Source organism: Streptomyces sp. ADI95-16, from assembly GCF_003721495.1.
Classification (GTDB): domain Bacteria; phylum Actinomycetota; class Actinomycetes; order Streptomycetales; family Streptomycetaceae; genus Streptomyces; species Streptomyces goshikiensis.
Genome location: NZ_CP033581.1, coordinates 6,628,461 through 6,651,566 on the forward strand (window position 1 = coordinate 6,628,461; position 23,106 = coordinate 6,651,566).

Below are 23,106 nucleotides of genomic sequence, written 5' to 3' on the forward strand. Positions count from 1 at the left end.
GGCCCGCCGTGCCCGGGCGCCCGCCGTCCGCGGCGGTTCAGACCGTGGTGTCGTAGGCCTCGGCGGGGGCGGTGGCGGTCGGTCCCGGGGGGACGGCAGCGGTGGGCTTCGGGGGTTTGCGGGTCATCCGACGGACGTCCGGGACGAGCAGGACGACCGCGGTGCCAAGGACGACCAGGGCGGCGCAGCCCCACAGCGCCGGGGTCCGTCCGAAGGCGGTCTCGGCCGGACCGGCCAGCGCGGTGGCCAGCGGCAGCATCGACACCGAGCCGAACCAGTCGTAGGCCGAGACGCGGGAGAACTTCTCCTCGGGGATCTCCTGGTGCATCGTCGTCATCCAGTTCACGCCGAACACCTCGATGGCCAGTCCGCTGACCAGCATCACGGCGCACAGGCCCCACACCGGCAGGGGTACCGCCAGCCCGGCCGACGGCAGCGCCAGCGGGAACACGCACAGGGTGCCGACCAGCAGCAGCCGGCGGGGCTTCCAGAACATCATCAGGACGGCCCCGGCGATCGTGCCGGCGCCGAAGCAGGCCAGCGCCAGACCCCAGGGGGCGGGGCCGCCCAGTTGGTCCCGGGCGACGAGCGGACCGTAGACCGCCTCCGCGGCGCCCACGACGGCGACGACGACGGAGAACTGGAGCACGATGCTCCACAGCCAGGGGCGGGTCTTGAACTCGACCCAGCCCTCGCGCAGGTCGGCCAGCAGTCCGCCGCCGGGAGCCCGGCCGGGGACGTGGCTCACGTCCAGGAAGGCCCGCAGCGCTCCGGCGACCGCGAACGCGGCCGCGTCCACCGCCAGCACCCAGCCGGGGCCGATCGCGGCGATCATGGCTCCGCCGAGGGCGGCGCCGCCGATGCCGGCGCCGTTCATCGCCATCCGGAAGAGGGCGAAGGCGCGGTTGGAGTGCTCGCCGGAGACGCTGGAGAGCAGCATCCCCTCGGCGGCCGGGTTGAAGAACGCCGTACCGGTGCCGCAGAGCGCGGTGAGCAGCATCATCTGCCACAGCTGAGGGTCGCCGGTCAGGACCAGGGCGGCGAAGGCGGCCTGCGAGACGCAGTTCAGCGCGTTGGCCGCGACCATCACGCGGTGCCGGGGCAGCCGGTCGGCGAGGGCGCCGCCGATGAGGAGGAAGAGGACGAGCGGCAGCGTACGGGCGGCGGCCACGAGGCCGACGTCACCGCCGGAGCCGCCGGCTTCCAGGACCGCGAACGAGGCCGCGATGAGCGCTCCGTGGCTGCCGAGGTTCGTCACGACGGCCGCACCGGTCAGCAGGGTGTAGTTGCGGCCGGCCCACTCGGGTCTGCGGCGGCGGGGTGCGGACGTGCGGAAGGTGTCGCGAGGGGTGTCGGCGGGGGGAGAGCTCACCCGTGGACTATCCCCGCCCCGGGCCGGGAATCCAAACGGATAACCGGCCCGGAGCCTTGGAGTCAGCTGGTGCTGAGGCGGACCGAGCTGAGGATCTTCTCGTAGGTCTCCTGCTTGACCTCACCCTCGACGCCGGCGGCGCCGTACAGCACCCAGGTGGCGAAGTCGCCCTTGGTGTTCTTGAAGCTGAAGGCGATGCTCTTGCCGTCGGAGGAGCACTTGTTCTCCTTCGGCACCGGGCTCGCCGTCGCGGTGACGACGTGGCCCTTGAGGCCGGAGGCGGTGGTGTACTCCTTGGCCGGCGTGGACTTGACGACCTCCCGCGGGTTCTTCACCGTCTGCGCGTACGCGGCGAACGCCCAGCTCTCGGCGGCGTTCACCGAGGCCTCGGCGGTGTCCTTGGCGCCCTGGGCGCCCTTGGTGCCGGTGCCGGCCAGCGAGGTCGTCTCCTCACTGCCGTTCTTGTCGGAGTCGACCTTGCACCAGTCCTCCTTGAGGAAGGCGGGCGCCGACATCATGACGAAGGCCGAGCCGTCGTTCTTCTTCTCGTCCTCGAAGCCCGTGGACATGCCGGAGCTCGCGACGTTCCACTCCGGCGGAACGTCGAAGACGGTCCCGTACTTCGGGTTGACGACCACCTTCCAGCCGGGGATGACCGGCTTGATCTCGTCCTCGGAGCGGGGGTTGCCGCTCGGGGCGGCCGGCGCGGCCGAGCTCGGGGGCGCGGAAGAGGCCGCGGCGGGCTTGTCGTTCGCCTCGGTGTTCTTCTTGTCGTCCCGGGTCAGGACGAACGCGCCCGTGGCGGCCGCCGCCACGACGACCGCGGAGGCCGCGACGATGGCGACCGTCTTGGTGGCGTACGGGCTGGTGCCGCCGCCCCGCGGGGCGGGCGGCTGCTGCGGGGCCTGGCCCCAGGGCTGAGTGGGAGGCGGCGTCTGGTAGCCCGCCTGCGGGTATCCGTAACCGGGCTGCTGCTCGCCGAACCCCGGCTGCTGCTGGTTGTACGGGTTCGGCTGTCCCGGCTGCTGCTGGTACGGGTTCTGTTGCGCGTCCTGGGGGTTCTGTTCGCCCCCGGGCGGCTGCTGCTGTCCTGGCCACATGGCCGGTAACGATAGTGGGACCGGGGGCGGAGGGTAACGGCCGCCCCCGTAACAGGTCTGGTCAAGGACGTCTACTCGTGGGTAACATCGCGTCCCATGAGCGCAGACCAGATGAACGTGGGCGAACTGCTCGCCGCGACCGTGCCGATGGCCCGGACCCTGAACCTCCAGTTCCTGGAGACCACCCCGGAGCGCGCCGTCGTCCGCCTTCCGGACCAGCCCGACTTCCACAACCACGTCGGCGGTCCGCACGCGGGGGCCATGTTCACCCTGGCCGAGTCCGCGAGCGGCGCCATCGTGCTGGCCGCCTTCGGTGACCAGCTCTCGCGCGCCGTGCCGCTGGCCGTGAGCGCCGAGATCGGCTACAAGAAGCTCGCCAAGGGCGTCGTGACGGCCACCGCCACCCTGGGCCGTCCCGTCGCCGAGGTCGTCGCCGAGCTCGACGCCGGCGGCCGCCCCGAGTTCCCCGTCACCATCGCGATCCAGCGTGAGGACGAGGCCGTGACGGGCGAGATGACGGTCGTCTGGACCCTCCGCCCGAACGCGTAGCGGGCCGACGGTGGAGGAGTGCGGGGCCGCGTCCGACAGGGCGCGGCCCCGCACTTGTTCCCCCGCCGAATCCCCGGCGGGCGCGATCCGGCGCCGCTAGAGTCCCTCGCACGACGAATGGGGAGGGGTTCTCGTGAACAAGGCGGCCAAGGTCAGTGTCAGCCTCGACGCCGAGCTGGTGGTGGAGGTGATGGTGCTCGCCGGGATCGGCTCGCCCCAGGACGCGGTGGAAGCCGTCGTACGGGACTACATCGCCCGCGGCCACCGCACCGAGGCGCGGGTCCAGACCCAGGACGAACCCCGCCGGGAACCCGACGCCGCGCGGCGGCCGCCGCAGGGCTGAACCTCGGCGGCCGGGTGGCGCGTCAGGGGCGGGCCCGCGGGGCGAGCGGCGCACAGTGGTCGGCGGGAGCGGTCCGGCGCGGGCCGCTCCCGCCGACTGACGCCGGTCGACTCCGATGCCGACTCCGCGGGGAGCGCCCATGAGCGAGGCCTTGTCCAGACGATCCGCGATCCGGCTGCTCGGGGCGGCGGGCGCCGCGCTCGGGGCGGGTGGCTGCTCCGCCGCCCTCCCGGCGGACGCGGCGCTGCGGCGGCCCCCCTCACCCGCCGCGGCCGGGGGCGCCGCCCGCCCCGGGAGCGCGGCCCGCGTCGACGCCCTGCTCGGCCGGCTCACCCTGGAGGAGAAGACCGCCCTGCTGCACGGCGCGCAGGACCCGGCCCCGCTCGGCCAGGCCGGCTACGTACCCGGCGTACCGCGCCTCGGCATCCCGGAGCTGCGCTTCGCCGACGGGCCCGCGGGGGTGCGGGTCGCCCGGCCCGCCACCGCACTGCCCGCGCCGGTCCTGCTCGCCTCCGCCTTCGACCCCGGCCTCGCCCGCGAGTACGGCCGGGTCCTCGGCCGCGAGGGCCGCGCGCTCGGCCAGGACGTCCTGCTCTCGCCCATGGTCAACCTGATCCGCACCCCCTTCGCCGGGCGGAACTTCGAGACCCTCTCCGAGGACCCGCGGCTGACGGCCGACCTGGTCGGCGAACTCGTGCGCGGCATCCAGGACGAGGGGCTCATCGCCGGCGTCAAGCACTTCGCCCTCAACAACCAGGAGCAGGGCCGCGACACCATCGACGTCGTCGCCGCGGAACAGACGCTGCACGAGACCGAACTGCGGGGCTTCGAGGCCGCCGTGGCCGCCGGCGCCGGAGCGGTGATGGGCGCGTACAACAAGGTCAACGGCACCTACGCCTGCGAGAGCAAGCCGCTGCTCGACGAACTGCTGCGCGGCGGCTGGGGGTTCGACGGCTGGGTGATGTCCGACCGGGACGCCACCCACAGCACCGTCGCCTCCATCAACGCCGGCCTCGACATGGAGATGCCCGACGGCACCCACTTCGGCGCCCCGCTGCGCGAGGCCGTGCGGGCCGGCTCCGTGCCCGAGGAGGCCGTGGACCTCGCGGTACGCCGGGTGCTGACCACCATGGACCGGTTCGGACTGCTGACGGACCGCCCCGCCGCCCGCCCCGCGCGCGACGCCGTCGCCGGAGCCCGGACCGCCCGCCGGGTCGCCGTCGCCGGGGCGGTGCTGCTGCGCAACGAGCACGCCACCCTGCCGCTGACCGGGGCCGGAGCCCGTTCCATCGCGGTGATCGGACCGACCGGCCAGGTCCCCTTCGTCGGCGGCGGCGGCAGTGCGCACGTGGTCCCCGACCGGGCGGCCGCACCGCTCGCCGCCATCCGGCAGCGCGCCGGGAACGGCGCCACCGTCCGCCACGCGCTCGGCGAGGACGTCTACGGGCGCCCCCTCCCCGCCGGCCTGCTGACGCCCGCCGCCGCCCTCGACGACCGGGCCGTCGCTCCCGGGGGCCGCTGGAGCCACGAGGGCGGGTTCAGCCTCGCCGCCGACGACGAATGGACCCTCACCGTCCACTACACCGGGAAGCGGCCGATCGTCCGCCTCGACGGCGAGGAACTGTTCCCCGTCCGGGAGGGCGTCGCCGAGGACTTCGCGGGCGGTCTCCTCGCCGCCGCGCCCGACGGCCGGGCCGTCCGCCGCCGCACCCTCACGCTCAAGGAGGGCCCCCACCGGCTCGCCGTCAGCGCCGAGGGCGGCGAGCGGGGCCAGCGCTTCCGGCTCCGGCACACCACCGGGGCGACCCGGGCCGCCGATCTCGCCGAGGCCGTGAAGACCGCCAGGGCGGCCCGCAGCGTGGTGCTGTTCGCCTACGAGGACGCCACCGAGGGCAGGGACCGTACCTCCCTGGGGCTACCGGGGGGACAGGACCGGCTGATCGAGGCGGTCACCGCCGCGAACCCGCGCACCACGGTCGTGCTCAACACCCCCTCCAGTACGACCATGCCGTGGCTCTCCCGTACCGGAGCGGTCCTCCAGATGTACTACCCGGGCCAGGAGGGCGCGGGCGCCACCGCCGACCTCCTCTTCGGGGACGTGGACCCGGGCGGCCGCCTCACCCAGACCTTCCCGGCCGACGAACTGGCCACCCCCGTCGGCGGCGACCTGCTGCGCTACCCCGGGGTGGGCGGCCGCCAGGAGTACACGGAGGGCGTGTACGTCGGCCACCGCTGGTACGACGAGCGCAAGGTGGCCCCGCTGTTCCCGTTCGGGCACGGGCTCTCGTACACGACCTGGGAGTACGAGAAACCGGTCGTCCGGGCGGAGCGGGGCGGGCTGCGCGTGGAGTTCACCCTGCGCAACACCGGCCGCCGCAAGGGGACGGAGGTGGCACAGGTCTACGTCGGCCCCTCCCCGCACCTGAAGCTGGACCAGCCGGTGCGCGCCCTGGCCGGCTACCGGCGGCTGACCCTGGCGCCGGGGGAGGCGCGGCGGGTGGTGATCGACGTCGATGCCCGGGCGCTGTCGTCCTGGGACCCGCAGGCGCGCGGCTGGGTGCTGGGTTCCGGCCGTCGGGAGGTGTTCGTGGGCCGTTCCTCCAGGGAACTCCCACTGCGGGCAAAGGCTGTGGTGAGGAGCGGATAGGCTGCCCGTTCGGCGTGCCACAGGGGACGCGCCGCCGCGATACGGGAGGACGTACCGGTGCACATCCAGGAATGGCTGGAGACGATTCCGGCGGTCAGCATCTATCTCCTGGTGGGCCTGGTCATCGGCCTGGAGAGCCTCGGCATACCGCTGCCGGGCGAGATCGTCCTCGTCAGCTCCGCGCTGCTGGCCTCCCAGCACGGGGAGATCGACCCCGTGGTGCTGGGCGTCTGCGCGAGCGTCGGGGCGATCGTGGGCGACTCCATCGGCTACGCGATCGGACGACGGGGCGGCAAGCCGCTGCTGGAGAAGCTCGGCCGGCGCTTCCCGAAGCACTTCGGCCCGGAGCACGTCGCGCTGGCGGAACGCTCCTTCGACCGGTGGGGCATGTGGGCCGTCTTCTTCGGGCGGTTCGTGGCGCTGCTGCGGATCTTCGCGGGGCCGCTGGCCGGTGTGCTGCGCATGCCGTACTGGCGGTTCCTGATCGCCAACGTCCTCGGCGGGATCCTGTGGGCGGGCGGTACGACGGCCGTCATCTACTCGGTCGGAGTCGTCGCGGAGCCGTGGCTGAAGCGGTTCTCCTGGGCGGCGCTGGCGGCGGCCGTGCTGTTCGGCCTGGTGGTGACGCTGGTGATGCGGAGCCGGATGAAGAAGGCGGCGAAGTCCCTCCCGGTCCCGCCCCCGGCGGCCTCCACCGAGGACGCCCCGGCAGAAGACGCCCAGGCCACCCGGGCGGCCGTCTCCGACTGAGGCCGGCCCCCCGCCGGCGCGCGGGTGCCCCGGGCCGGCCCCGCGGCCGAGGCCGGCCCCGCCGGGCGGGCGCTACGGGTTCGGGGTGACCGAGGCGGCGTGCTGCTTCGCCAGCTCCCCGTACATCAGGGCGTTGACCTTGATGCCCTCGCGCTCCTCGTCCGTCAGCTCGCGCCGCACCTTCGCCGGCACGCCCGCGACCAGTGAGCCGGGCGGGACCACCATGCCCTGCGGGACCAGCGCCTGCGCGGCCACCAGCGAGCCGGCGCCGATCACCGCGCCGTTCAGCACGGTCGCGCCCATCCCGATCAGGCAGTCGTCCTCCACCGTGCAGCCGTGCACCACCGCGTTGTGGCCGATGGAGACGCGCTCGCCGATCGAGACCGGGAAACCGGGGTCGACGTGGATCGTGCAGTTGTCCTGCACGTTGCTGTCGGCGCCGAGCACGATCGGACCGCAGTCGGCGCGCAGCACCGCCGAGTACCAGATGCTCGTGCCGGAGGCCATGGTGACGTCTCCGACCACGACGGAGGTGGGCGCGGCGAAGGCCGTGGGGTCGATCCGGGGGCTCTTGCCGTTCACGCCCGCCACGAGTGCCCGGCCCTGATCCGTCTGATGCGTCATCTTCTCTTCCTCAGTCCTTCGTGTCCGGGGTGCCTGGGGTGCTGCCGCGCTACCGGCACGGTAGGCCACCCCTCCCGCCCGGCCCGCGATGGGGTGAAGATCACGGCGCGGTCCGGGTGCGGGGGCGTTACGGTGGCCCGGTGCCGAAGAACCAGAACACGTTCTCATCCCTGAAGGTCCTGCGCCGCCGTCTCGCGAGCCGGGCCGCCCACGCCGGCTGGCGCTGGATGCAGCAGGCCGGCGCGGTCACCGCGCAGACCCCCGGCCGGCTGCGGTTCGGCGCGATCGGGCCGCACACCCGCCTCGCCTTCCCCCAGGGCACGATCTTCGGCGAGCCGTGGATCCGCCTCGGCGACCACTGCATCATCGGCGAGCAGGTCACCCTCACCGCCGGGATGATGCCGGACCTCGACCTCGGCCCGGACCCCGTGCTGGTGCTCGGCAACGGCGTGGTGATCGGCCGGGACAGCCATGTCATAGCCGACACCCGGATCACCATCGGCGACGACACCTTCTGTGGGCCGGGGGTCTACATCACCTCCACCAACCACAGCTACGACGACCCGCACGAGCCCGTCGGCAAGCAGTGGCCGCGCAGCGCCCCGGTCGAGATCGGCCCGGGCTGCTGGCTCGGCACGGGAGCGGTGATCCTGCCCGGGGCGCGCCTGGGCCGCAACGTCGTGGTGGCCGCGGGCGCCGTCGTACGGGGCGAGGTGCCCGACCACGCCGTCGTGGCGGGCGCGCCCGCGCGGATCGTACGGCGCTGGGAGCCGGAGACGGGCTGGACGCCGCCGCTGCGCACCCCGGCGCCGGTGCCGATACCGGACGGGGTCACGCCGGAGCAGCTGCGGGCGCTGGCGGCGCTGACGGAATCCGAGCAGAGGGCGGCGGAGGCCCAGGAGACGGTTTAGGGCCTGTCCTTCGGATCAGGCCCTAGCCGGGTCCGGCCGTCGGTGGCCGGGGTCCAGCCGTCGGTCTCACCGGGGAGCCGGCCGCTCTAGCCGGCGGCCAGTAGTACCGTGCCGGCCAGGGCCAGGCCGGCGCCGGCCGCCTGGACCGCGCGCAGCCGCTCCTTGAGGACCGCGAAGGCGGCGAGCGCGGTGATCACGGGGTAGAGCGAGGAGAGCACCGCGGCGATGGTGACGGGGCCGTTCTGGGCGGCGATGGAGTACGTCCCGTTGGCGGCGACGTCCGCGAGGCCGACGAAGGCCAGCGCGGGCAGCAGCGCCCAGAGGATCCGCGGGCCCGCGCCCTCGGGCAGGGCCGGGGTGCCGCGCCGGGTCCGGAGCCACAGGGCGCCGCCGCCCGCGGCCACATTGGTGACGCGCTGCACGAACAGCGCCAGGAACAGCCCGGTGACGCTGCTGGAGGCGTGCGCGATCAGGGCCATCACCGCGCCGAACCCGAAGGCCGCGACCAGGGTGAGCACGACCGCCCGCCGCTGTACGGGCGCGCCGCGCAGCTCCGGACCGCCGGCGAGGACGATGCCCACGACGGCCACCGCGATGCCGGCGAACTGGCCGGCCCCGGGGCGCTCGCCCAGCGCGAGTCCGGCCGCGACGGGGACGACCACCCCGAGCGAGCCCAGCGGCGAGACCACGCCCATGGGACCGAGGGCCAGCGCCTTGTAGAAGCTGAACATCGCGACCGGCCCGACCAGGCCCGCGGCGACCGCGAACCACAGCTGCGGTCCGGCCTCCCGCCAGGCGCCGGTGGCGAGGACCACCGCGCCGAGGACGATCACGGCGACGATCTGCGAGACCACGACCACGGTGAGGGCCGGGAGCCGACGGGTCAGCAGCCCGCCGCCGAAGTCGGCGAGACCCCAGAGCACGGCAGTGGCCAGGGCGAAGAGGGCGGTCATGACGGGGGCCTCGCAGTACAGTGCGGTGAACGGTCCGGTGCACTGCACGGTAGTTCACTGTATTGGACTCTGCCAACCAGGATATTGGACGGAACTGTGTCGGACCTCGAAGACCTCACCCAGGCGCTCGCCCGGAACCTCAAGCACTGGCGCGGCGAGCGAGGGTTCACCCTGGACTCCCTGGCGGCCCGGGCCGGAGTCAGCCGGGGGATGATCATCCAGATCGAGCAGGCCCGTACGAACCCCAGCGTCGGCACCACGGTCAAGCTGGCCGACGCCCTGGGAGTCAGCATCACGACCCTGCTGGACCGCGACCGCGGCCCGCGGTTGCAGCTGGTGCTGCCGGGGGAGGGGGTGCGGATGTGGTCCACCGAGGCGGGCAGCGGCGCGACCATGCTGCTCGGCGACGACCGGCGCGGACCGCTGGAGGTGTGGACGTACCGCCTGGAACCGGGCGACGGCACCGCCTCGGACCCGCACCCCGCCGGGACGCTGGAGATGCTGCACGTCACGGCGGGGCGGCTCACCCTTGTCGTCGACGGGGAACCGTACGAGGTGCCCGCGGGCGGGGCCGTCTCCTTCGAGGCGAACCAGCCCCACGCGTACCGCAACGACACCGCCGAGCCGATGGAGATGACCATGGCGATCTCGATCCCGCCGGTCAGCGGCCCCGAGGTGCCGGTACAGCGCTGAGGCCCGTCACGCCGTCACAGGGCGGGGATCTCGATGGCCGGGCAGCGGTCCATGACCATGTCCAGCCCGGCCCCGCGGGTACGGGCGAAGGCCTCCTCGTCGACCACGCCCAGCTGGAACCAGACGGCCCCCGCGCCGACCGCCACGGCCTCGTCGGCGACCGCGCCGGCGAGGGCGCTGTTCACGAAGACGTCCACCACGTCCACCTTGAAGGGGATCGCCTCCAGCGAGGCGTACCCCTTCTCGCCGTGCACCGTCTCCGCCTTGGGATGGACGGGGACCACGCGCTTGCCAAACCTCTGGAGGACCCGGGCCACGCCGTACGCGGCGCGGTCCTCGTTGTTCGACAGGCCCACCACCGCCCAGGTGTCGCCGAGTTCGGTGAGGATCCTGCGGATGGTCGCCGGGTCGCCGTACACGTGTGCCGCCTCCTGCTGCTCGCGCTCTCGTCCGCGGGCCGGTCAAGCCGCCGGCCCGCACACCGCGACAACCGCGGACCCGCCCGTTCGATTCCCCGCCGAACGGGGCCGGGGCACCGCTTAGGGTGGGGAGGTGAAGGCAGACCAGTACGTGACGGTGGCCCGTGAGGGCGTGCACGAGTCGGAGATCAACCGCTCGCGCTTCCTGTGCTCGCTCGCGCCCGCCGCGACCGAGGCGGAGGCGCAGGAGTTCATCGCGCGCGTCCGCAAGGAGCACCCCACCGCCACGCACAACTGCTTCGCCTACGTCATCGGCGCCGACGCCTCCGTCCAGAAGGCCAGCGACGACGGCGAGCCCGGCGGCACCGCCGGAGTGCCCATGCTCCAGATGCTGACGCGCCGCGACATCCGGTACGCGGTCGCCGTCGTCACCCGCTACTACGGCGGTGTGAAACTCGGCGCCGGCGGCCTGATCCGGGCCTACGGGGGAGTCGTCGGCGAGGCGCTCGACGCGCTCGGCACCGTCACCCGCCGCCGCTACCGGCTGGCCACCGTCACCGTCGACCACCAGCGGGCCGGCAAGACCCAGAACGACCTGCGCTCCACCGGCCGGACCGTCGTCGACCTGCGCTACGGGGCCGAGGTCGAGATCGAGGTGGCCCTCCCCGAGGCCGACCTGCCGGCCTTCGAGGCCTGGCTCGCCGACAGTACGGCGGGCAGCGCCACCCTCACCCTCGGCGGCGAGACGTACGCGGCCTGAGCGCCGCCCGCCGCCCGCCGCGGCGGCGGGTGGTCTGCCGGGCTCCTCAGCCGGTGGTGGACGGCCGGGTTTCGAGGGCCCAGGCGTGCCGCCGGACCGTGTCCGGCGGGGTGCGGGCGGCGAGGATGTCGCAGAGGAGTTCCGCGCAGGCCCGCCCGTACGCGGCCGGACGGAGGTCGACCGCCGTGACGGGCGGGTTCGCGCCGCGGTTCGCGGCGCCGTCCACGCAGGACGCGACCAGCAGATCGGTGCCGACCGTGCGGCCGAGGGCGGCCGCGGCGCGCAGGACTCCGGGCGCGGCCCCGTCGGGGGCGCAGATCACGGCGTCGATCGCCGGGTCCGACGCGAGCAGCCGGCGGGTGGCGGCTTCCGCATCGGCCGCCGTCGCCGCGAAGGGCACCGTGCGCAGGGCGACTTGGGGGCCGTGCGAGCCGCCCCACGCGGCCGCCGTCCCGCGCAGGGCCTCGGCCCAGGCCGAGGCGCCCTCGGGGGCGAGGAGGGCGGGGCGGCGGGCGCCGCGGCCCTGCACGTGGTCCAGGAGGGCGGTCAGTGAGGCGGCGTTGTCGCAGACGACCGCGCCGGCGGGGGTGGGGGAGGGGCCGAGGTAGCGCTCGCCGGTGACCACCGGGACACCCGCGTCGAGCAGTCCGGGCACCGCGCTGTCGCCGACCTCGGGGTCGATCACGAGCAGCCCGTCGACCCGGGAGGCGAGCGGGCCGGAAGCGGCGCCGGCGGGGGCGGCCAGCAGGACCACGTCCAGGCCGCCCTCCTGGGCGCGCTGGACGGCTCCGAAGGCCAGGTTCATGTAGTAGTCCAGCCGGGTCGCGGTCTGCGGCAGGTGCAGGCCGATGGCCCCGGTGCTGGAGCGCCGCAGTCGGCGGGCAGCGCTGTTGGGGCGGTATCCGAGCTGTTCCGCGACCTCGCGGACCCGGTCCCGGGTGGTTTCCGCGACCCGCCCGGAGCCCTGGAGCGCGTCGGAGACGGTGCTCTTGGAGACGCCGGCGGCGCGGGCGACATCGAGCAGGGTCACGGCAGGTGGGGTCACGTCCCGAATTCTAGACGTTCGGATCCGGCCTTGCCGGAACGTTCCGGCAGGCTCTACATTCCTGTGATGCCGGAACGTTCCGGCATCGGCGAGTCCGGCCCGTCCGCCACGCCGCGCCCTCCCTCCGCCCCTGGAGCAGGTCATGCGTCTGATCACCGCGTACAACCCGCCCGAGTCCCCGACCCGGACCCGCCCGGCCGACCGCGCACCGCTACGGGTCGCCGCCGTCCAGCAGCGCTGGCACCGCGACCCGGCCGAGCACCTCGCGGCCCTCCGCGAGGGCATCCGGCTCGCCGCCGCCGAGGGTGCCCGCGTGGTGTGCCTCCAGGAGCTGACCCTGTCGCCGTACTTCGCCGTGGCGCGCAAGGCCGACCACCCGGCACCGGCCGAGCCCGAGGACCTGCTGACCGGCCCGACCTTCGCCTTCGCGGCCGGGGCCGCCCGGGAGTACGGCGTGTACGTGCACGCCTCCCTGTACGAGCGGGCCCCCGCGCCGGACGGTGCGGACGACGGCCTCGGCTACAACACGGCGATCTTGGTCGCCCCCGACGGCACGCTCGCCCAGCGGACCCGCAAGACCCACATTCCGGTCACCGAGGGCTACTACGAAGACCAGTGGTTCCGTCAGGGCCCCGCCGGCGACGACGCCTTCCCTCTGGTGAAGGTCGACGGGGCCAGCCTCGGGCTGCCGACCTGCTGGGACCAGTGGTTCCCCGAGCTGGCGCGCGCCTACTCCCTCGCGGGCGCCGACATCCTCGTCTACCCGACCGCCATCGGCTCGGAGCCGGGCCACCCCGGCTTCGACACCCAGCCGATCTGGCAGAAGGTGATCACCGGCAACGCCATCGCGAACGCCACCTTCATGGTCGTCCCGAACCGCATCGGCGCCGAGAGCGGCCTCACCTTCTACGGCGGCTCCTTCATCGTCGACCCCTACGGCCGTGTCCTGGTCCAGGCGCCGCGCGACGAGCCGGCCGTGCTCGTGGCCGACCTCGACCTCGACGCCCGCCGCGACTGGCTGGAGCTCTTCCCGTTCCTGGCCACCCGCCGCCCCGACGCCTACGCGCCGCTCACCGCCACGAGCTGAGCCGGCGGTTGCCGCCTGCCCCAGGCGGCAGGCGCTCATCGGATCGCCCAACGCCCCTGATCGGGGCTTTTCTTCGCCCGTACGAACTGACCGAAAATTCAGTTCGTACGTACCCTCCCGTCCAGCACCGACTTCGGAAAGCAGTCCGCCCGTGACTTCGTACGCGCTCCTCACCTCCTTCGGCTCCCCGCTCGGCTCCCCGGGCCGCACCCGGCCCGCCGAACGCGAACCGCTGCGCGTCGGCCTCGTCCAGATGCGCTGGTACGCCGACGCGGCCGAGCACGACAACCGGCTCCGCGAGGGCGTGGCGCTCGCCGCCGGGCAGGGCGCCACGGTCGTCTGCCTGCCCGAACTCACCCGCAGCCCCTACTTCTGCAACACCGACGACCCGATGGCCGACGGCGCCGCCCGCTACCTGGAGGACGTCGAGACCGGCCCGACCGTCGCCCTCGCCACGGAGCTGGCCACCGGGCTCGGCATCACCGTGCACGCCTCGCTCTACGAGCGCGCCGAGGACGGCGGCCTCGGCTACAACACCGCCGTCTGCGTGGACGCGGACGGCGAACTGATCGCCCGGACCCGCAAGAACCACATCCCGGCCTTCCCCGGCTACCGCGAGGACCTCTGCTTCCGTCCCGGTGACAGCGGTTTCCCCGTCATCGCCCACGAGGGGGCCCGGTTCGGCTTCCCCACCTGCTGGGACGAGTGGTTCCCCGAGCTCGCCCGCGCCTACTCCCTGGCCGGCGCCGAGATCCTCGTCCACCCCACCGCCATCGGCTCCGAGGTCGGCCTGCCGGACTTCGACACCCGGCCCATGTGGGAGCACGCCATCAGTGCCAACGGCCTCGCCAACGCCCTGTTCATGATCGTGCCCAACCGGGTCGGCACCGAGGGCCGCTCCACCTTCTACGGCTCCTCCTTCCTCTCCGACCCCTACGGCCGGACCATGCTGCGCGCCCCGCGCGACCGCGAGGCCGTCCTCGTCGCCGACCTCGACCTCGACCAGCGCCGCGACTGGCTGGAGTTCGGCCTCCTGCGCACCCGCCGCCCCGAGCTCTACGGCAGCCTCACCGAACGCCGCGCGTAGTAGGCGTAGGTCAGCAGCAGTACGAGCGGCCCCCACAGCATCCCGGGGGTGATGCAGAGGCGGGCCAGCGTCTCCCAGCCGCCACTGCTGAACCCGGCGGCGTCACCCGCACCGAACCAGCTCAGCAGCACCGGTGCCCAGAACGCGGTCGCGCCCAGGCCGCCGAGGGTGGCGGGGATGATCGCCGCGAAGGGAGCGATCCGCTTCCCGCCGATGAACGGCAGCCATGCGGGGGCGACCTCGCCCCATCCCCGCACCAGTCCGAAGGACAGCAGCGCCAACCCCTCCGTGATCAAGCTGAGCCCGAAGACGTAGGGGACGGACACCCACAACGACGACGGCATCGCCCCTTCCGCGTCCAGCCCCATCTCGAAGCCGAAGGCGAACGGCAACCGCCACAGGCACTGGGGCAGCAGCAGCAAAGGGATCGCGCGGGCGGTGATGGAAGCCCATGGCGGCACCGGCCGTTCGGTGCCGTGCGCAGTCGTGGTGGGGCGAAGTCCGTCGATGGCTGTCATGCCATCAGCCTCTTCGGTCCTCGGTGGCCGGTCGTCATCCACGAGTGGGTACCGGCGTCCGCACGGGGGAGCCTTGAGTCAGCCTCCGGGATGACGTCCCGGCCACCCGGCAGGCTCTCAGTGTTCCCTGACCACCGGGTACGGCACGTAGGTGCGCAGATCGGGGTCGACGGCGAGGCTGCCGCCCGCCGGGGGGCGCGCCCGCTGGGCGCAGTCCTGCCGTTCGCAGATCCGGCAGCCCAGTCCGATCGGGGTGGTGGCGCGCGGGTCGTGCAGGGCGATGCCCTCCGCGTAGACCAGGCGCGGTGCGTGGCGCAGCTCGCAGCCCAGGGCGACGGCGAAGTCGGCCCGGGGCGCGTGGTGGCCGAAGCCGCCGCGGGTGACCGTCCGGGCGATCCAGAAGTACCGCTTGCCGTCCGGCATTTCGGCGACCTGGGTCAGGATCCGGCCGGGGGAGGAGAAGGCCTCGTAGACGGTCCAGAGCGGGCAGGTGCCGCCCAGGCGGGAGAAGTGGAAGTCGGTGGCGGACTGCCGCTTGGAGATGTTGCCCGCGCGGTCGGCCCGCAGGAAGGAGAAGGGCACCCCGCGGTGACCGGTGCGCTGGAGGGTGGATAGCCGGTGGCAGACGGTCTCGAAACCGACACCGAAGCGGGCCTGCAACAGCTCGATGTCGTAGCGGAGTTCCTCGGCCGCCGCATGGAAGGCGGTGTACGGCATGAGGAGCGCTCCCGCGAAGTAGTTGGCCAGTCCGATCCGGGCCAGTCCCTCCGCTTGGGGGGAGGCCAGGTCGGCGGCCTCCACCAGGGCGTCCAGCAGGGCCGGGTGTTCGAGGAGTGCGAGCTGCGTGGCCATCTGGAAGGCGCGCTGTCCCTCGCTGAGCCAGGGGGAGAGGAACAGCAGCCCGCTCCCGGCGTCGAAACGCCGCGCGTCCGCGGACCGTTCCGGCGCCGCCTGGATGACCTTGACGTGATGACGTTCCGTCAGCCGCTCGGCGAGTGAGTCCGCGGCCCGGCCCACTCGGCCGAGCCCCATGGCCCCGGCGGTTCGCTCGGCCTCCGCCTCCAGGGCGGTGAAGTGGTTGTGGTGGGCGTAGAAGAAGTCCCTGACCTCGTCGTGGGGTTCAGCGGGCAGCAGGGCCGAGGTGTCCTCGGGAGCGGCCAGGGCCACGACCCGCTCGGAGGCTTCCCGGTAGCGTTGGTGCAGGGCGACCAGCGCCCGGGCCACGTCGGGGTGGTCGCGGGCGATGTCGGCGATCTCGTCGTGCGGTACCGAGGTGCCGCACGCCTCGTCGCCGAGGGCCGTGCGCAGGTCGGTGGCCAGCCTCTCCTCTGCGGCCTCCGAGAAGAATTCGGGGTCGATGCCGAAGACCTCCGCGATCCGCAGCAGTACCGGGGCGGTCAGCGGGCGCCGGCTGTGTTCGATCTGGTTGAGGTAGCTGGTGGACAGCCCCAGGGCGCGGGCGAGTTCGACCTGGTTCATGCCCCGCTCGCGGCGCAGCCTGCGCAGTTTCGCGTGTGCGTAGATCTTCCGTCCGGCAGGCCGTCCCACGTGGATCCCGGTCCCCTCTCGCGTCCCCTGCCGGTGAAGGTAGCATCCGCAGAATTTGCAGAATTGGCAGATTCGCCGATCTGACGGGTACGGATTACGCAGTGTGGAGCGATCGCCGTGCACCGGTCGCGGGGGAAGACTCGAAGGCGTACGCCGCACCCGCCGCACGCCGCGAGGAGTTCCCGTGATCAACCATCAGGTACGCGTCCACCCCAGCGCGGAGCACCTGCCCCGCGAGGATCAGCTCGCCTGGAAACTGGCCGTGGTGGCCACCGGAACCCAGGAGGCGCAGGACCTCGACCCCGCGGCCGCGGAGATGGCCGCCAACCGGATCATCGACAACGCCGCCGTCGCCGTCGCCGCCCTGCGCCGCCGCCCGGTCGCCGTCGCCCGGGCCCAGGCGCTGAGCCACCGGACGAGCTCCGGCGCATCGGTCTTCGGAGTGGCCGCCGGGACCGGGGTGTCGCCGGAATGGGCGGCCTGGGCCAACGGCACGGCCGTGCGCGAGCTGGACTTCCACGACACCTACCTCGCCGCCGACTACTCCCACCCCGGGGACAACATCCCGCCCCTGCTGGCCGTCGCCCAGCGCACCGGCCGCTCCGGCGCGGACCTGCTGCGGGGGATCATCGCCGCCTACGAGATCCACGTGGCCCTGGTCAAGGGCATCTGCCTGCACGCGCACCGCATCGACCACGTCGCCCACCTCAGTGCCGCGACGGCGTGCGGCATCGGGGCGATGCTGCGGCTGGACACCGGGACGGTCTACCAGGCGGTGCAGCAGGCGGTGCACACCACCACGGCGACCCGGCAGTCACGCAAGGGCGAGATCTCCAGCTGGAAGGCGTTCGCCCCGGCCTTCGCCGGCAAGGCCGCCGTCGAGGCGGTGGACCGGGCCATGCGCGGCGAGGGATCCCCCTCGCCGGTCTACGAGGGCGAGGACGGCTTCCTCGCCTGGATGCTGGACGGACCGGACGCCTCGTACACGGTGTCGCTGCCGGGGCCCGGTGAGGCGCGCCGGGCGATCCTCGACACCTACACCAAGGAGTACTCCGCCGAGTACCAGGCGCAGGCGGTCATCGACCTGGCCCGCGCGCTGCGCGAGAAGGCCCGCCCGCTGGGGAAGGTCCGCTCGGTCGTCCTGCACACGAGCCACCACACCCACCAAGTGATCGGTTCCGGTTCCGGCGACCCGCAGAAGTACGACCCGGCGGCGAGTCGCGAGACCCTGGACCATTCGGTGCCGTACATCTTCGCCGTGGCCCTTGAGGACGGCGGCTGGCACCACGAGCGCTCCTACGCCCCCGAGCGCGCGGGCAGGCCCGCCACGGTCGAGCTGTGGAAGAAGATCTCCACCGTCGAGGACCCCGAGTGGACCCGGCGCTACCACGAGGCGGACCCCTCCCGCCGGGCCTTCGGCGGCCGCGCCGTGATCACCTTCGAGGACGGCTCCGTCGTCGAGGACCAGCTCGCCGTCGCCGACGCGCACCCCGCCGGAGCCCGCCCGTTCGACCGGGCGGGCTACGCCCACAAGTTCCGCGCGCTGACCGAGGGGATCGTCACCGGCGCGGCGCAGGAGGGCTTCCTGCGGACCGCGGACCGGCTGGCGGAACTCGGCGCCGCCGACCTGACGGCCCTCTTCCCCGCCGTCGACACGAACGCCGTCGCCGCCCATGACGCCCGGCTCCCGAAGGGCCTGTTCTGATGCTCCACACCCGCACCACTCCCGCCGGCCGCCGCCGCACCCTTCGCGAACGACTCGCCTCGGGGCGGCTGCTCAGGATGCCCGGTGCGATCAACCCGTACTCGGCCAGGCTCATCCAGGAGGCGGGGTTCGAGGCCGTCTACCTCTCGGGGGCCGTGCTCGCCGCAGACCTGGCCCTGCCCGACATCGGCCTGACCACCTCCGCCGAGGTGGCGGCGCGCGCCCAGCAGGTCACCCGGGTCACCGACCTGCCCGTACTCGTCGACGCCGACACCGGATTCGGCGAGCCGATGAACGCCGCCCGCACCCTCCAGCTCATGGAGGACGCCGGTCTGGCGGGCCTCCACCTGGAGGACCAGGTCAACCCGAAGCGGTGCGGCCACCTCGACGGCAAGGGCGTCGTACCGCGCGAGGAGATGGTCCGCCGGCTGCGCGCCGCCGTCGACGCCCGCCGCGACCCCGACTTCCTGCTCATGGCCCGCACCGACGCCCGCGCGGTCGAGGGCCTGGCCGCCGCCATCGACCGGGCCAAGGCGTACGTGGACGCGGGCGCCGAGGCGATCTTCCCCGAAGCCCTGGCCGACGAGGCCGAGTTCGAGGCGTTCCGCCAGGCCGTTGACGTCCCCCTCCTCGCCAACATGACCGAATTCGGCAAGGGCCGCCTCCTCGACGCGCGCACCCTGGAGAACCTCGGCTACAACATCGCGCTCTACCCCGTCACCCTCTTCCGTCTCGCCATGGGCGCGATCGAGGACGGCCTGCGCACCCTCGCGGCCGAAGGCACCCAGGAGTCCCTGCTGCCCCGCATGCAGACCCGCTCCCGGCTCTACGAGGTACTCGGTTACGAGGACTACGACACCTTCGACTCCACCGTCTTCGACTTCACTCTCCCGCCCGGCAACTGACCGACCCGCACCGGAGGCCCTCAGCCATGACCGCCACCACGCCCGAGATCCACCGAGGTCTCAGCGGTGTCGTCGTCGACACCACCGCCATATCCACCGTCATCCAGGAGACCAACTCCCTCACCTACCGCGGCTACCCGGTCCAGGAACTCGCCGCCCGCCGCACCTTCGAGGAAGTCGCCTACCTCCTTTGGCACGGGGAGCTCCCCGGCCCCGCCGAACTGGGCGCCTTCCAGGCCGCCGAGCGCGCCCTGCGGCCCCTGGACCGCACCACCGCCGAATTCCTCGCCCGGCTCCCCGAGACCTGCCACCCCATGGACGTCCTGCGCACCGCCGTCAGTCTCCTGGGCGCCGAGGACCCCGCCGAGGACGACGGCAGCGCCGCCGCCAACCGGGCGAAATCCCTGGCCCTGTTCGCCCGGCTTCCCGTCGTCGTGGCCGCCGACCACCGCCGCAGGCACGGCCGGGCGCCGATCCGGCCCGACGCCTCGCTCGGATACGCCGAGAACTTCTTCCACATGTGCTTCGGCTCCCTGCCCGCCCCGGAAGTCGTACGCTGCTTCGAGATCTCCCTCATCCTCTACGCCGAACACAGCTTCAACGCCTCGACCTTCACCGCCCGGGTCGTCACCTCCACCCTCTCCGACCTCTACAGCGCCGTCACCGCCGCCATCGGAGCCCTCAAGGGCTCGCTCCACGGCGGCGCCAACGAGGCGGTGATGCACATGCTGGAGGAGATCGGCGAACCCGGACGGGCGGCGCGGTGGCTGGACGACGCCCTCGCCGCGAAGCGGAAGATCATGGGCTTCGGCCACCGGGTCTACAAGAACGGCGACTCCCGCGTCCCCCTCATGCAGGAGGCCACCGACCGCCTCGTCGCCCGCGCCGCCGACCCCGGCGTGACCCGACTCGCCACGCTGCACGCCGCGCTCCGACGCGCCATGGCCACCCGCAGGGGCATCCACCCGAACCTCGACTACCCCGCAGGTCTCGCGGACCACCTCATGGGTTTCGACACCCCCACCTTCACCCCGCTCTTCGTGATGAGCCGCATCACGGGGTGGACCGCCCACATCACCGAACAGCTCGAACACAACGCCCTCATCCGGCCTCTGGGCGTCTACATCGGCCCCGGGCAGCGCGCCCTCCCCGGCCCCTGACCAGCCGCCCCCGGAGCACACCGACGCCGGAGCGGGGCCTCGGCCGGTCAGCGGAGCTGGCGGCGGACCAGGTCGTGGAAGAGGCCCGACGGGTCGGCGAGCAGTTCGGCGGGCGGGCCCTGCTGGACGATCCTGCCGTCCTCCATGGCGATCACCCGGTCGGCCTCCATGATCGTGGAGAGCCGGTGGGCGATCACCACGCGGGTGGCGCGCAGGGCCCGGGTGGATTCGGTGACCACGCGCTGGGCCTCGTTGTCCAGCGCGCTGGTGGCCTCGTCGAAGAACAGGATCCGCGGCTTGCGCACGAGGGCCTGGGCGATCATCAGGCGTTGGCGCTGGCCGCCGGAGACGGTGGTGCCGCCGTCGGACAGCATGGTGTGCATGCCCATCGGCATGGCCTTGATGTCCTCCGCCAGGCCCGCCATCGTGGCGGCCTCCCAGACCTCTTCGACCGAGAAGGTCCCGGCGCCGCGGATGCAGTCGAGGATCGAGCCCGTGAAGGGCTGGGCGTGCTGGAGGACGACGCCGCACTGGCGGCGCACGGCCGCCCGGTCGAGCGCCGCCAGGTCCTGGCCGTCGTACAGCACGCTGCCCGAGAGGGGTTCGTCGAAGCCGATGAGCAGCCGCAGCAGGGTGGACTTGCCGCAGCCGCTGGCCCCGACGACGGCGACGAACTCGCCCCGCCCGACGCGGAAGCTGACGCCGTCCAGTACGAGGGGGCCGTCGTCGCCGTAGCGGTAGGAGAGGTCCTTGGCCTCGACGGCGCCGGTCAGCTCGCCCGGCCGGGTGCTGGCGCGGACCGCCTCGGGGATCCCGTCCAGGACCGGCCTGATCTGCTCGAACATCGGCAGCACGGCGGCGGCCGACAGGACCGCGCCGGTCAGCTGTGTCACCGAGGACAGCAGCATCGTCAGCGCGGTGCTGAAGGTGAGGAACTCGCCGGCGGACATGGCGCCGCGGGCCGGTCCGGCCAGCAGCACGAACATCACCAGCGTGCACAGCGGCAGGTGGACCGCTCCCAGCACCGTGCTGAGGTTCTGGATCCGGCCGATGCGCTGCTGCAGGTCGCGGGTACGGGCGAACTCCCGCGCCCAGGCGGCGTACGCGAAGCTCTCGGCCGCGGCGACGCGGAGCTTGGGCAGTCCGCGCAGGGTCTGGAAGGCCTGGTTGCCGAGCCGGAGACCGAGTTCGACCAGCCTTCGCTGGTGGCGCAGCTGCCACAGCCCCAGGCCCAGGAAGACCCCCGCGACGACGACCAGCATGGCGAGCGCCGCCATCGCGAGCGGCACGCTGTAGACGAGCAGCAGGACGAGGCTCATCGCGCCGGCCGCGCCCGCCTGGACGCAGACCGGGGCGATGCCGGACAGCACGCGGCGCATCGCGCTGACGCCCATGGCCGCGCCGGCGAGTTCGCCGGTGGAGCGGCCCGTGAAGAACGTCGTCGGCAGCCGCAGCAGCCGGTCCCACACGGCCGGCTGCAAGGTGGCCTCGATGCGGCCTTCCATGCGCAGCAGGGCGGTGTTCTGCAGCAGCATGAAGGCGGCCGAGACGATACCGGTCGCGATCAGTGCCAGGCCGGTCTGCACGATGAGGCCGTTCTCCGCCTGCGGGACGTAGCGGCCGAGGACCCGGCCGGTGGCGATCGGCACCAGTGCTCCCAGGAGCACCGCGACGGCCGCACCCAGCAGGAGGCCGCGCAGTTCCGGGAGGGTGCCGCGCAGGCTGAAGCGGATCAGGGCGGGCAGGCCCACCCGCCCGTCGGGCAGCGGGCGGTACAGCATGACGGCGCGCGGTTCGAAGGCGCTCGCGCCGTCCTTCCCGATGCGCTCGCGCCGGCCGGTGGCGGGGTCGACCGCCTCGTAGCCGCCGCGCCGCCACAGCAGGGCGACCGGCGTGCCGTCCTTCTCGCGCCGGCCCACCAGCGGCCCGCTGTTCTCCCGCCACCAGCGCCCGCCGAGCGCGACCGTACGGGTGCGGATCCGCGAGGCGAGGGCGATGCGTTCGACGGGGTCGGTCCGTTCCGGCGCGCCGTCGGCGGCGGCCGGTTCGGACAGGGTGATGCGGGACGCCTCGGCGACCAGACGGCACGCGGCGAAGGTCGCGTCGGCGCCCGCGCCCGGGCGGGAGGCCCGGCCGGAGCCGGCGATCGATGCCAGCAGGGTCCGGTCGGCCTGGGTGCGGGCCGCCCGGCCCGCCGCGATCCCGGCGGCCGTGCGGTCCTCGTGGGCGCGCTCAAGCTCCTCGATCCGGTCGTCCAGGGCGTACAACAGCCGGTGCTGCTGGTCGACCATGCCCTGCCACATCGCCGCGTCGACGAGGAGGGTGCCCACCGCCTCCGCCTCGTACACGGCGCCGTACCGCACGCTGCCCGGAGCGATCTGCATCCACAGGATGTCGTCGTCGGCCCCGCCGTGCGCGTCGGGAGCGCCGCCGTCCAGCGGCGCCTGGTAGAGCACGCGCAGGCCGCGGCCGATGCCACGGGCGAAGGCGTCCTCCAGGGGACTCGGCGGGCCGGGCCGTCCGGGGGCGCCGTAGTGGTCGCCCTGGTCGGCGTACCAGGCCGCTTCGGGGAACTGGTCGCCGTACTGCGGCCGGTACAGCTCGCGCAGGGTGATGCGCCGCAGCAGGCATCCCTGCAGGGGGCGTCCGACCAGGGTGTGGTCCGGGCCCTCGGCCGGGCCCAGCAGGAGCGTGCCCGGCTCCAGCCGGCCCAGGAAGTGCCAGTGTCCGGCGTGCGCGGCGTCGACGGCGAACAGGTCCAGCTCGCCCCGTACGACGAGCCACAGTACGAGCGGGCCCTCCAGGGACAGGCTGCGCAGGCCCGTGCAGTCGACCGGTGAGCCCAGTGCGCCCAGGGCCGCGACGACCGGGTCCGGGGCCGCGCCCCACGCTCCGGCGGTGGCCGTGGCTCCGGCATCGTGCTGCGTCAC

Annotated in this window: 21 protein-coding genes; 12 read left to right on the forward strand and 9 right to left on the reverse strand. The window is 73.5% G+C overall.

Going from position 1 to position 23,106, the window contains the following annotated elements; all coding sequences use genetic code 11:
• Nucleotides 1–37 precede the first annotated feature (37 nt).
• Both EES41_RS29630 and EES41_RS29635 read right to left on the reverse strand, forming a co-directional pair.
• Nucleotides 38–1,372, reverse strand: a complete 1,335-nt coding sequence (locus EES41_RS29630; RefSeq protein WP_123081063.1) for an MFS transporter — start codon at nucleotides 1,370–1,372, stop codon at nucleotides 38–40.
• 62 nt (nucleotides 1,373–1,434) lie between these two features.
• Nucleotides 1,435–2,472, reverse strand: a complete 1,038-nt coding sequence (locus EES41_RS29635; protein WP_123081064.1) for a hypothetical protein — start codon at nucleotides 2,470–2,472, stop codon at nucleotides 1,435–1,437.
• Between the two features lie 96 nt (nucleotides 2,473–2,568).
• Here EES41_RS29635 and EES41_RS29640 point away from each other — a divergent pair, with 96 nt between their 5' ends.
• The 4 genes from EES41_RS29640 (at nucleotide 2,569) to EES41_RS29655 (ending at nucleotide 6,761) form a co-directional block, all read left to right on the forward strand.
• Nucleotides 2,569–3,021 carry a DUF4442 domain-containing protein gene (locus EES41_RS29640; protein WP_073772598.1) on the forward strand — a complete coding sequence of 151 codons (453 nt, stop codon included), beginning with the start codon at nucleotides 2,569–2,571 and terminating at the stop codon, nucleotides 3,019–3,021.
• A gap of 190 nt (nucleotides 3,022–3,211) precedes the next feature.
• Entirely contained in the window at nucleotides 3,212–3,364 is a 153-nt protein-coding gene (locus tag EES41_RS29645) for a DUF2191 domain-containing protein (RefSeq protein ID WP_073797020.1), read from the forward strand.
• A gap of 139 nt (nucleotides 3,365–3,503) precedes the next feature.
• Nucleotides 3,504–6,011 carry a glycoside hydrolase family 3 C-terminal domain-containing protein gene (locus EES41_RS29650; protein WP_123081065.1) on the forward strand — a complete coding sequence of 836 codons (2,508 nt, stop codon included), beginning with the start codon at nucleotides 3,504–3,506 and terminating at the stop codon, nucleotides 6,009–6,011.
• Between the two features lie 57 nt (nucleotides 6,012–6,068).
• A complete protein-coding gene (locus tag EES41_RS29655) occupies nucleotides 6,069–6,761 on the forward strand; it encodes a DedA family protein (protein ID WP_123081066.1) in 693 nt (230 codons plus the stop codon).
• Between the two features lie 72 nt (nucleotides 6,762–6,833).
• On the opposite strand, the gene EES41_RS29660 is transcribed toward EES41_RS29655, so the two are convergent.
• A complete protein-coding gene (locus tag EES41_RS29660; RefSeq protein ID WP_123081067.1) occupies nucleotides 6,834–7,385 on the reverse strand; it encodes a gamma carbonic anhydrase family protein in 552 nt (183 codons plus the stop codon).
• Between the two features lie 140 nt (nucleotides 7,386–7,525).
• On the opposite strand from EES41_RS29660, the gene EES41_RS29665 reads away from it, so the two are divergent.
• Nucleotides 7,526–8,296, forward strand: coding sequence for a DapH/DapD/GlmU-related protein (locus EES41_RS29665; protein ID WP_123081068.1), 771 nt, complete (start codon nucleotides 7,526–7,528; stop codon nucleotides 8,294–8,296).
• 86 nt (nucleotides 8,297–8,382) lie between these two features.
• On the opposite strand, the gene EES41_RS29670 is transcribed toward EES41_RS29665, so the two are convergent.
• Complete coding sequence (locus tag EES41_RS29670) at nucleotides 8,383–9,249, reverse strand: DMT family transporter (RefSeq protein WP_123082772.1); 867 nt, start codon at nucleotides 9,247–9,249, stop codon at nucleotides 8,383–8,385.
• A gap of 96 nt (nucleotides 9,250–9,345) precedes the next feature.
• Here EES41_RS29670 and EES41_RS29675 point away from each other — a divergent pair, with 96 nt between their 5' ends.
• A complete protein-coding gene (locus EES41_RS29675; RefSeq protein WP_123081069.1) occupies nucleotides 9,346–9,942 on the forward strand; it encodes a helix-turn-helix domain-containing protein in 597 nt (198 codons plus the stop codon).
• 14 nt (nucleotides 9,943–9,956) lie between these two features.
• Here the strand turns inward: EES41_RS29675 and EES41_RS29680 are convergent, their stop codons facing one another.
• A complete protein-coding gene (locus EES41_RS29680; protein WP_123081070.1) occupies nucleotides 9,957–10,361 on the reverse strand; it encodes a CoA-binding protein in 405 nt (134 codons plus the stop codon).
• A 133-nt stretch (nucleotides 10,362–10,494) separates the two neighbouring features.
• On the opposite strand from EES41_RS29680, the gene EES41_RS29685 reads away from it, so the two are divergent.
• Nucleotides 10,495–11,121, forward strand: coding sequence for a YigZ family protein (locus tag EES41_RS29685; protein ID WP_123081071.1), 627 nt, complete (start codon nucleotides 10,495–10,497; stop codon nucleotides 11,119–11,121).
• A gap of 46 nt (nucleotides 11,122–11,167) precedes the next feature.
• On the opposite strand, the gene EES41_RS29690 is transcribed toward EES41_RS29685, so the two are convergent.
• Nucleotides 11,168–12,166: a LacI family DNA-binding transcriptional regulator gene (locus EES41_RS29690; protein WP_123081072.1), complete on the reverse strand. Its 999-nt coding sequence runs from the start codon at nucleotides 12,164–12,166 to the stop codon at nucleotides 11,168–11,170.
• A 142-nt stretch (nucleotides 12,167–12,308) separates the two neighbouring features.
• On the opposite strand from EES41_RS29690, the gene EES41_RS29695 reads away from it, so the two are divergent.
• Together EES41_RS29695 and EES41_RS29700 are read left to right on the forward strand one after the other, a co-directional pair.
• On the forward strand, nucleotides 12,309–13,253 hold the full coding sequence (locus EES41_RS29695; RefSeq protein WP_123081073.1) for a carbon-nitrogen hydrolase: 945 nt from the start codon (nucleotides 12,309–12,311) through the stop codon (nucleotides 13,251–13,253).
• A 151-nt stretch (nucleotides 13,254–13,404) separates the two neighbouring features.
• Entirely contained in the window at nucleotides 13,405–14,340 is a 936-nt protein-coding gene (locus tag EES41_RS29700) for a nitrilase-related carbon-nitrogen hydrolase (RefSeq protein WP_254211604.1), read from the forward strand.
• On the opposite strand, the gene EES41_RS29705 is transcribed toward EES41_RS29700, so the two are convergent.
• Together EES41_RS29705 and EES41_RS29710 are read right to left on the reverse strand one after the other, a co-directional pair.
• Entirely contained in the window at nucleotides 14,310–14,858 is a 549-nt protein-coding gene (locus EES41_RS29705) for a hypothetical protein (RefSeq protein ID WP_123081074.1), read from the reverse strand. The genes EES41_RS29700 and EES41_RS29705 overlap by 31 nt on opposite strands.
• 117 nt (nucleotides 14,859–14,975) lie before the next feature.
• Nucleotides 14,976–16,406, reverse strand: a complete 1,431-nt coding sequence (locus EES41_RS29710; RefSeq protein WP_123081075.1) for a short-chain fatty acyl-CoA regulator family protein — start codon at nucleotides 16,404–16,406, stop codon at nucleotides 14,976–14,978.
• Between the two features lie 184 nt (nucleotides 16,407–16,590).
• On the opposite strand from EES41_RS29710, the gene EES41_RS29715 reads away from it, so the two are divergent.
• The 3 genes from EES41_RS29715 to EES41_RS29725 are packed head-to-tail and all read left to right on the forward strand — an operon-like array spanning nucleotide 16,591 to nucleotide 20,176.
• Complete coding sequence (locus tag EES41_RS29715; RefSeq protein ID WP_123081076.1) at nucleotides 16,591–18,111, forward strand: MmgE/PrpD family protein; 1,521 nt, start codon at nucleotides 16,591–16,593, stop codon at nucleotides 18,109–18,111.
• A complete protein-coding gene (gene prpB, locus EES41_RS29720; protein WP_123081077.1) occupies nucleotides 18,111–19,016 on the forward strand; it encodes a methylisocitrate lyase in 906 nt (301 codons plus the stop codon). The genes EES41_RS29715 and prpB overlap by 1 nt, the downstream gene beginning before the upstream one ends.
• Before the next feature lie 26 nt (nucleotides 19,017–19,042).
• Nucleotides 19,043–20,176 (forward strand): bifunctional 2-methylcitrate synthase/citrate synthase, encoded by a 1,134-nt coding sequence (locus tag EES41_RS29725; protein ID WP_123081078.1) that lies wholly within the window; start codon nucleotides 19,043–19,045, stop codon nucleotides 20,174–20,176.
• A 47-nt stretch (nucleotides 20,177–20,223) separates the two neighbouring features.
• On the opposite strand, the gene EES41_RS29730 is transcribed toward EES41_RS29725, so the two are convergent.
• Nucleotides 20,224–23,106 carry an NHLP bacteriocin export ABC transporter permease/ATPase subunit gene (locus EES41_RS29730; RefSeq protein WP_123081079.1) on the reverse strand — a complete coding sequence of 961 codons (2,883 nt, stop codon included), beginning with the start codon at nucleotides 23,104–23,106 and terminating at the stop codon, nucleotides 20,224–20,226.

What these genes read in the sequence shown, in the direction of transcription:
- EES41_RS29660 (WP_123081067.1), bottom strand. Translation starts at nt 7,385, where the DNA reads ATGACGCATCAGACGGATCAGGGCCGGGCACTCGTGGCGGGCGTGAAC.
- EES41_RS29670 (WP_123082772.1), bottom strand. Translation starts at nt 9,249, where the DNA reads ATGACCGCCCTCTTCGCCCTGGCCACTGCCGTGCTCTGGGGTCTCGCC.
- EES41_RS29695 (WP_123081073.1), top strand. Translation starts at nt 12,309, where the DNA reads ATGCGTCTGATCACCGCGTACAACCCGCCCGAGTCCCCGACCCGGACC.
- prpB (WP_123081077.1), top strand. Translation starts at nt 18,111, where the DNA reads ATGCTCCACACCCGCACCACTCCCGCCGGCCGCCGCCGCACCCTTCGC.
- EES41_RS29705 (WP_123081074.1), bottom strand. Translation starts at nt 14,858, where the DNA reads ATGACAGCCATCGACGGACTTCGCCCCACCACGACTGCGCACGGCACC.
- EES41_RS29645 (WP_073797020.1), top strand. Translation starts at nt 3,212, where the DNA reads ATGGTGCTCGCCGGGATCGGCTCGCCCCAGGACGCGGTGGAAGCCGTC.
- EES41_RS29635 (WP_123081064.1), bottom strand. Translation starts at nt 2,472, where the DNA reads ATGTGGCCAGGACAGCAGCAGCCGCCCGGGGGCGAACAGAACCCCCAG.
- EES41_RS29640 (WP_073772598.1), top strand. Translation starts at nt 2,569, where the DNA reads ATGAGCGCAGACCAGATGAACGTGGGCGAACTGCTCGCCGCGACCGTG.
- EES41_RS29650 (WP_123081065.1), top strand. Translation starts at nt 3,504, where the DNA reads ATGAGCGAGGCCTTGTCCAGACGATCCGCGATCCGGCTGCTCGGGGCG.
- EES41_RS29725 (WP_123081078.1), top strand. Translation starts at nt 19,043, where the DNA reads ATGACCGCCACCACGCCCGAGATCCACCGAGGTCTCAGCGGTGTCGTC.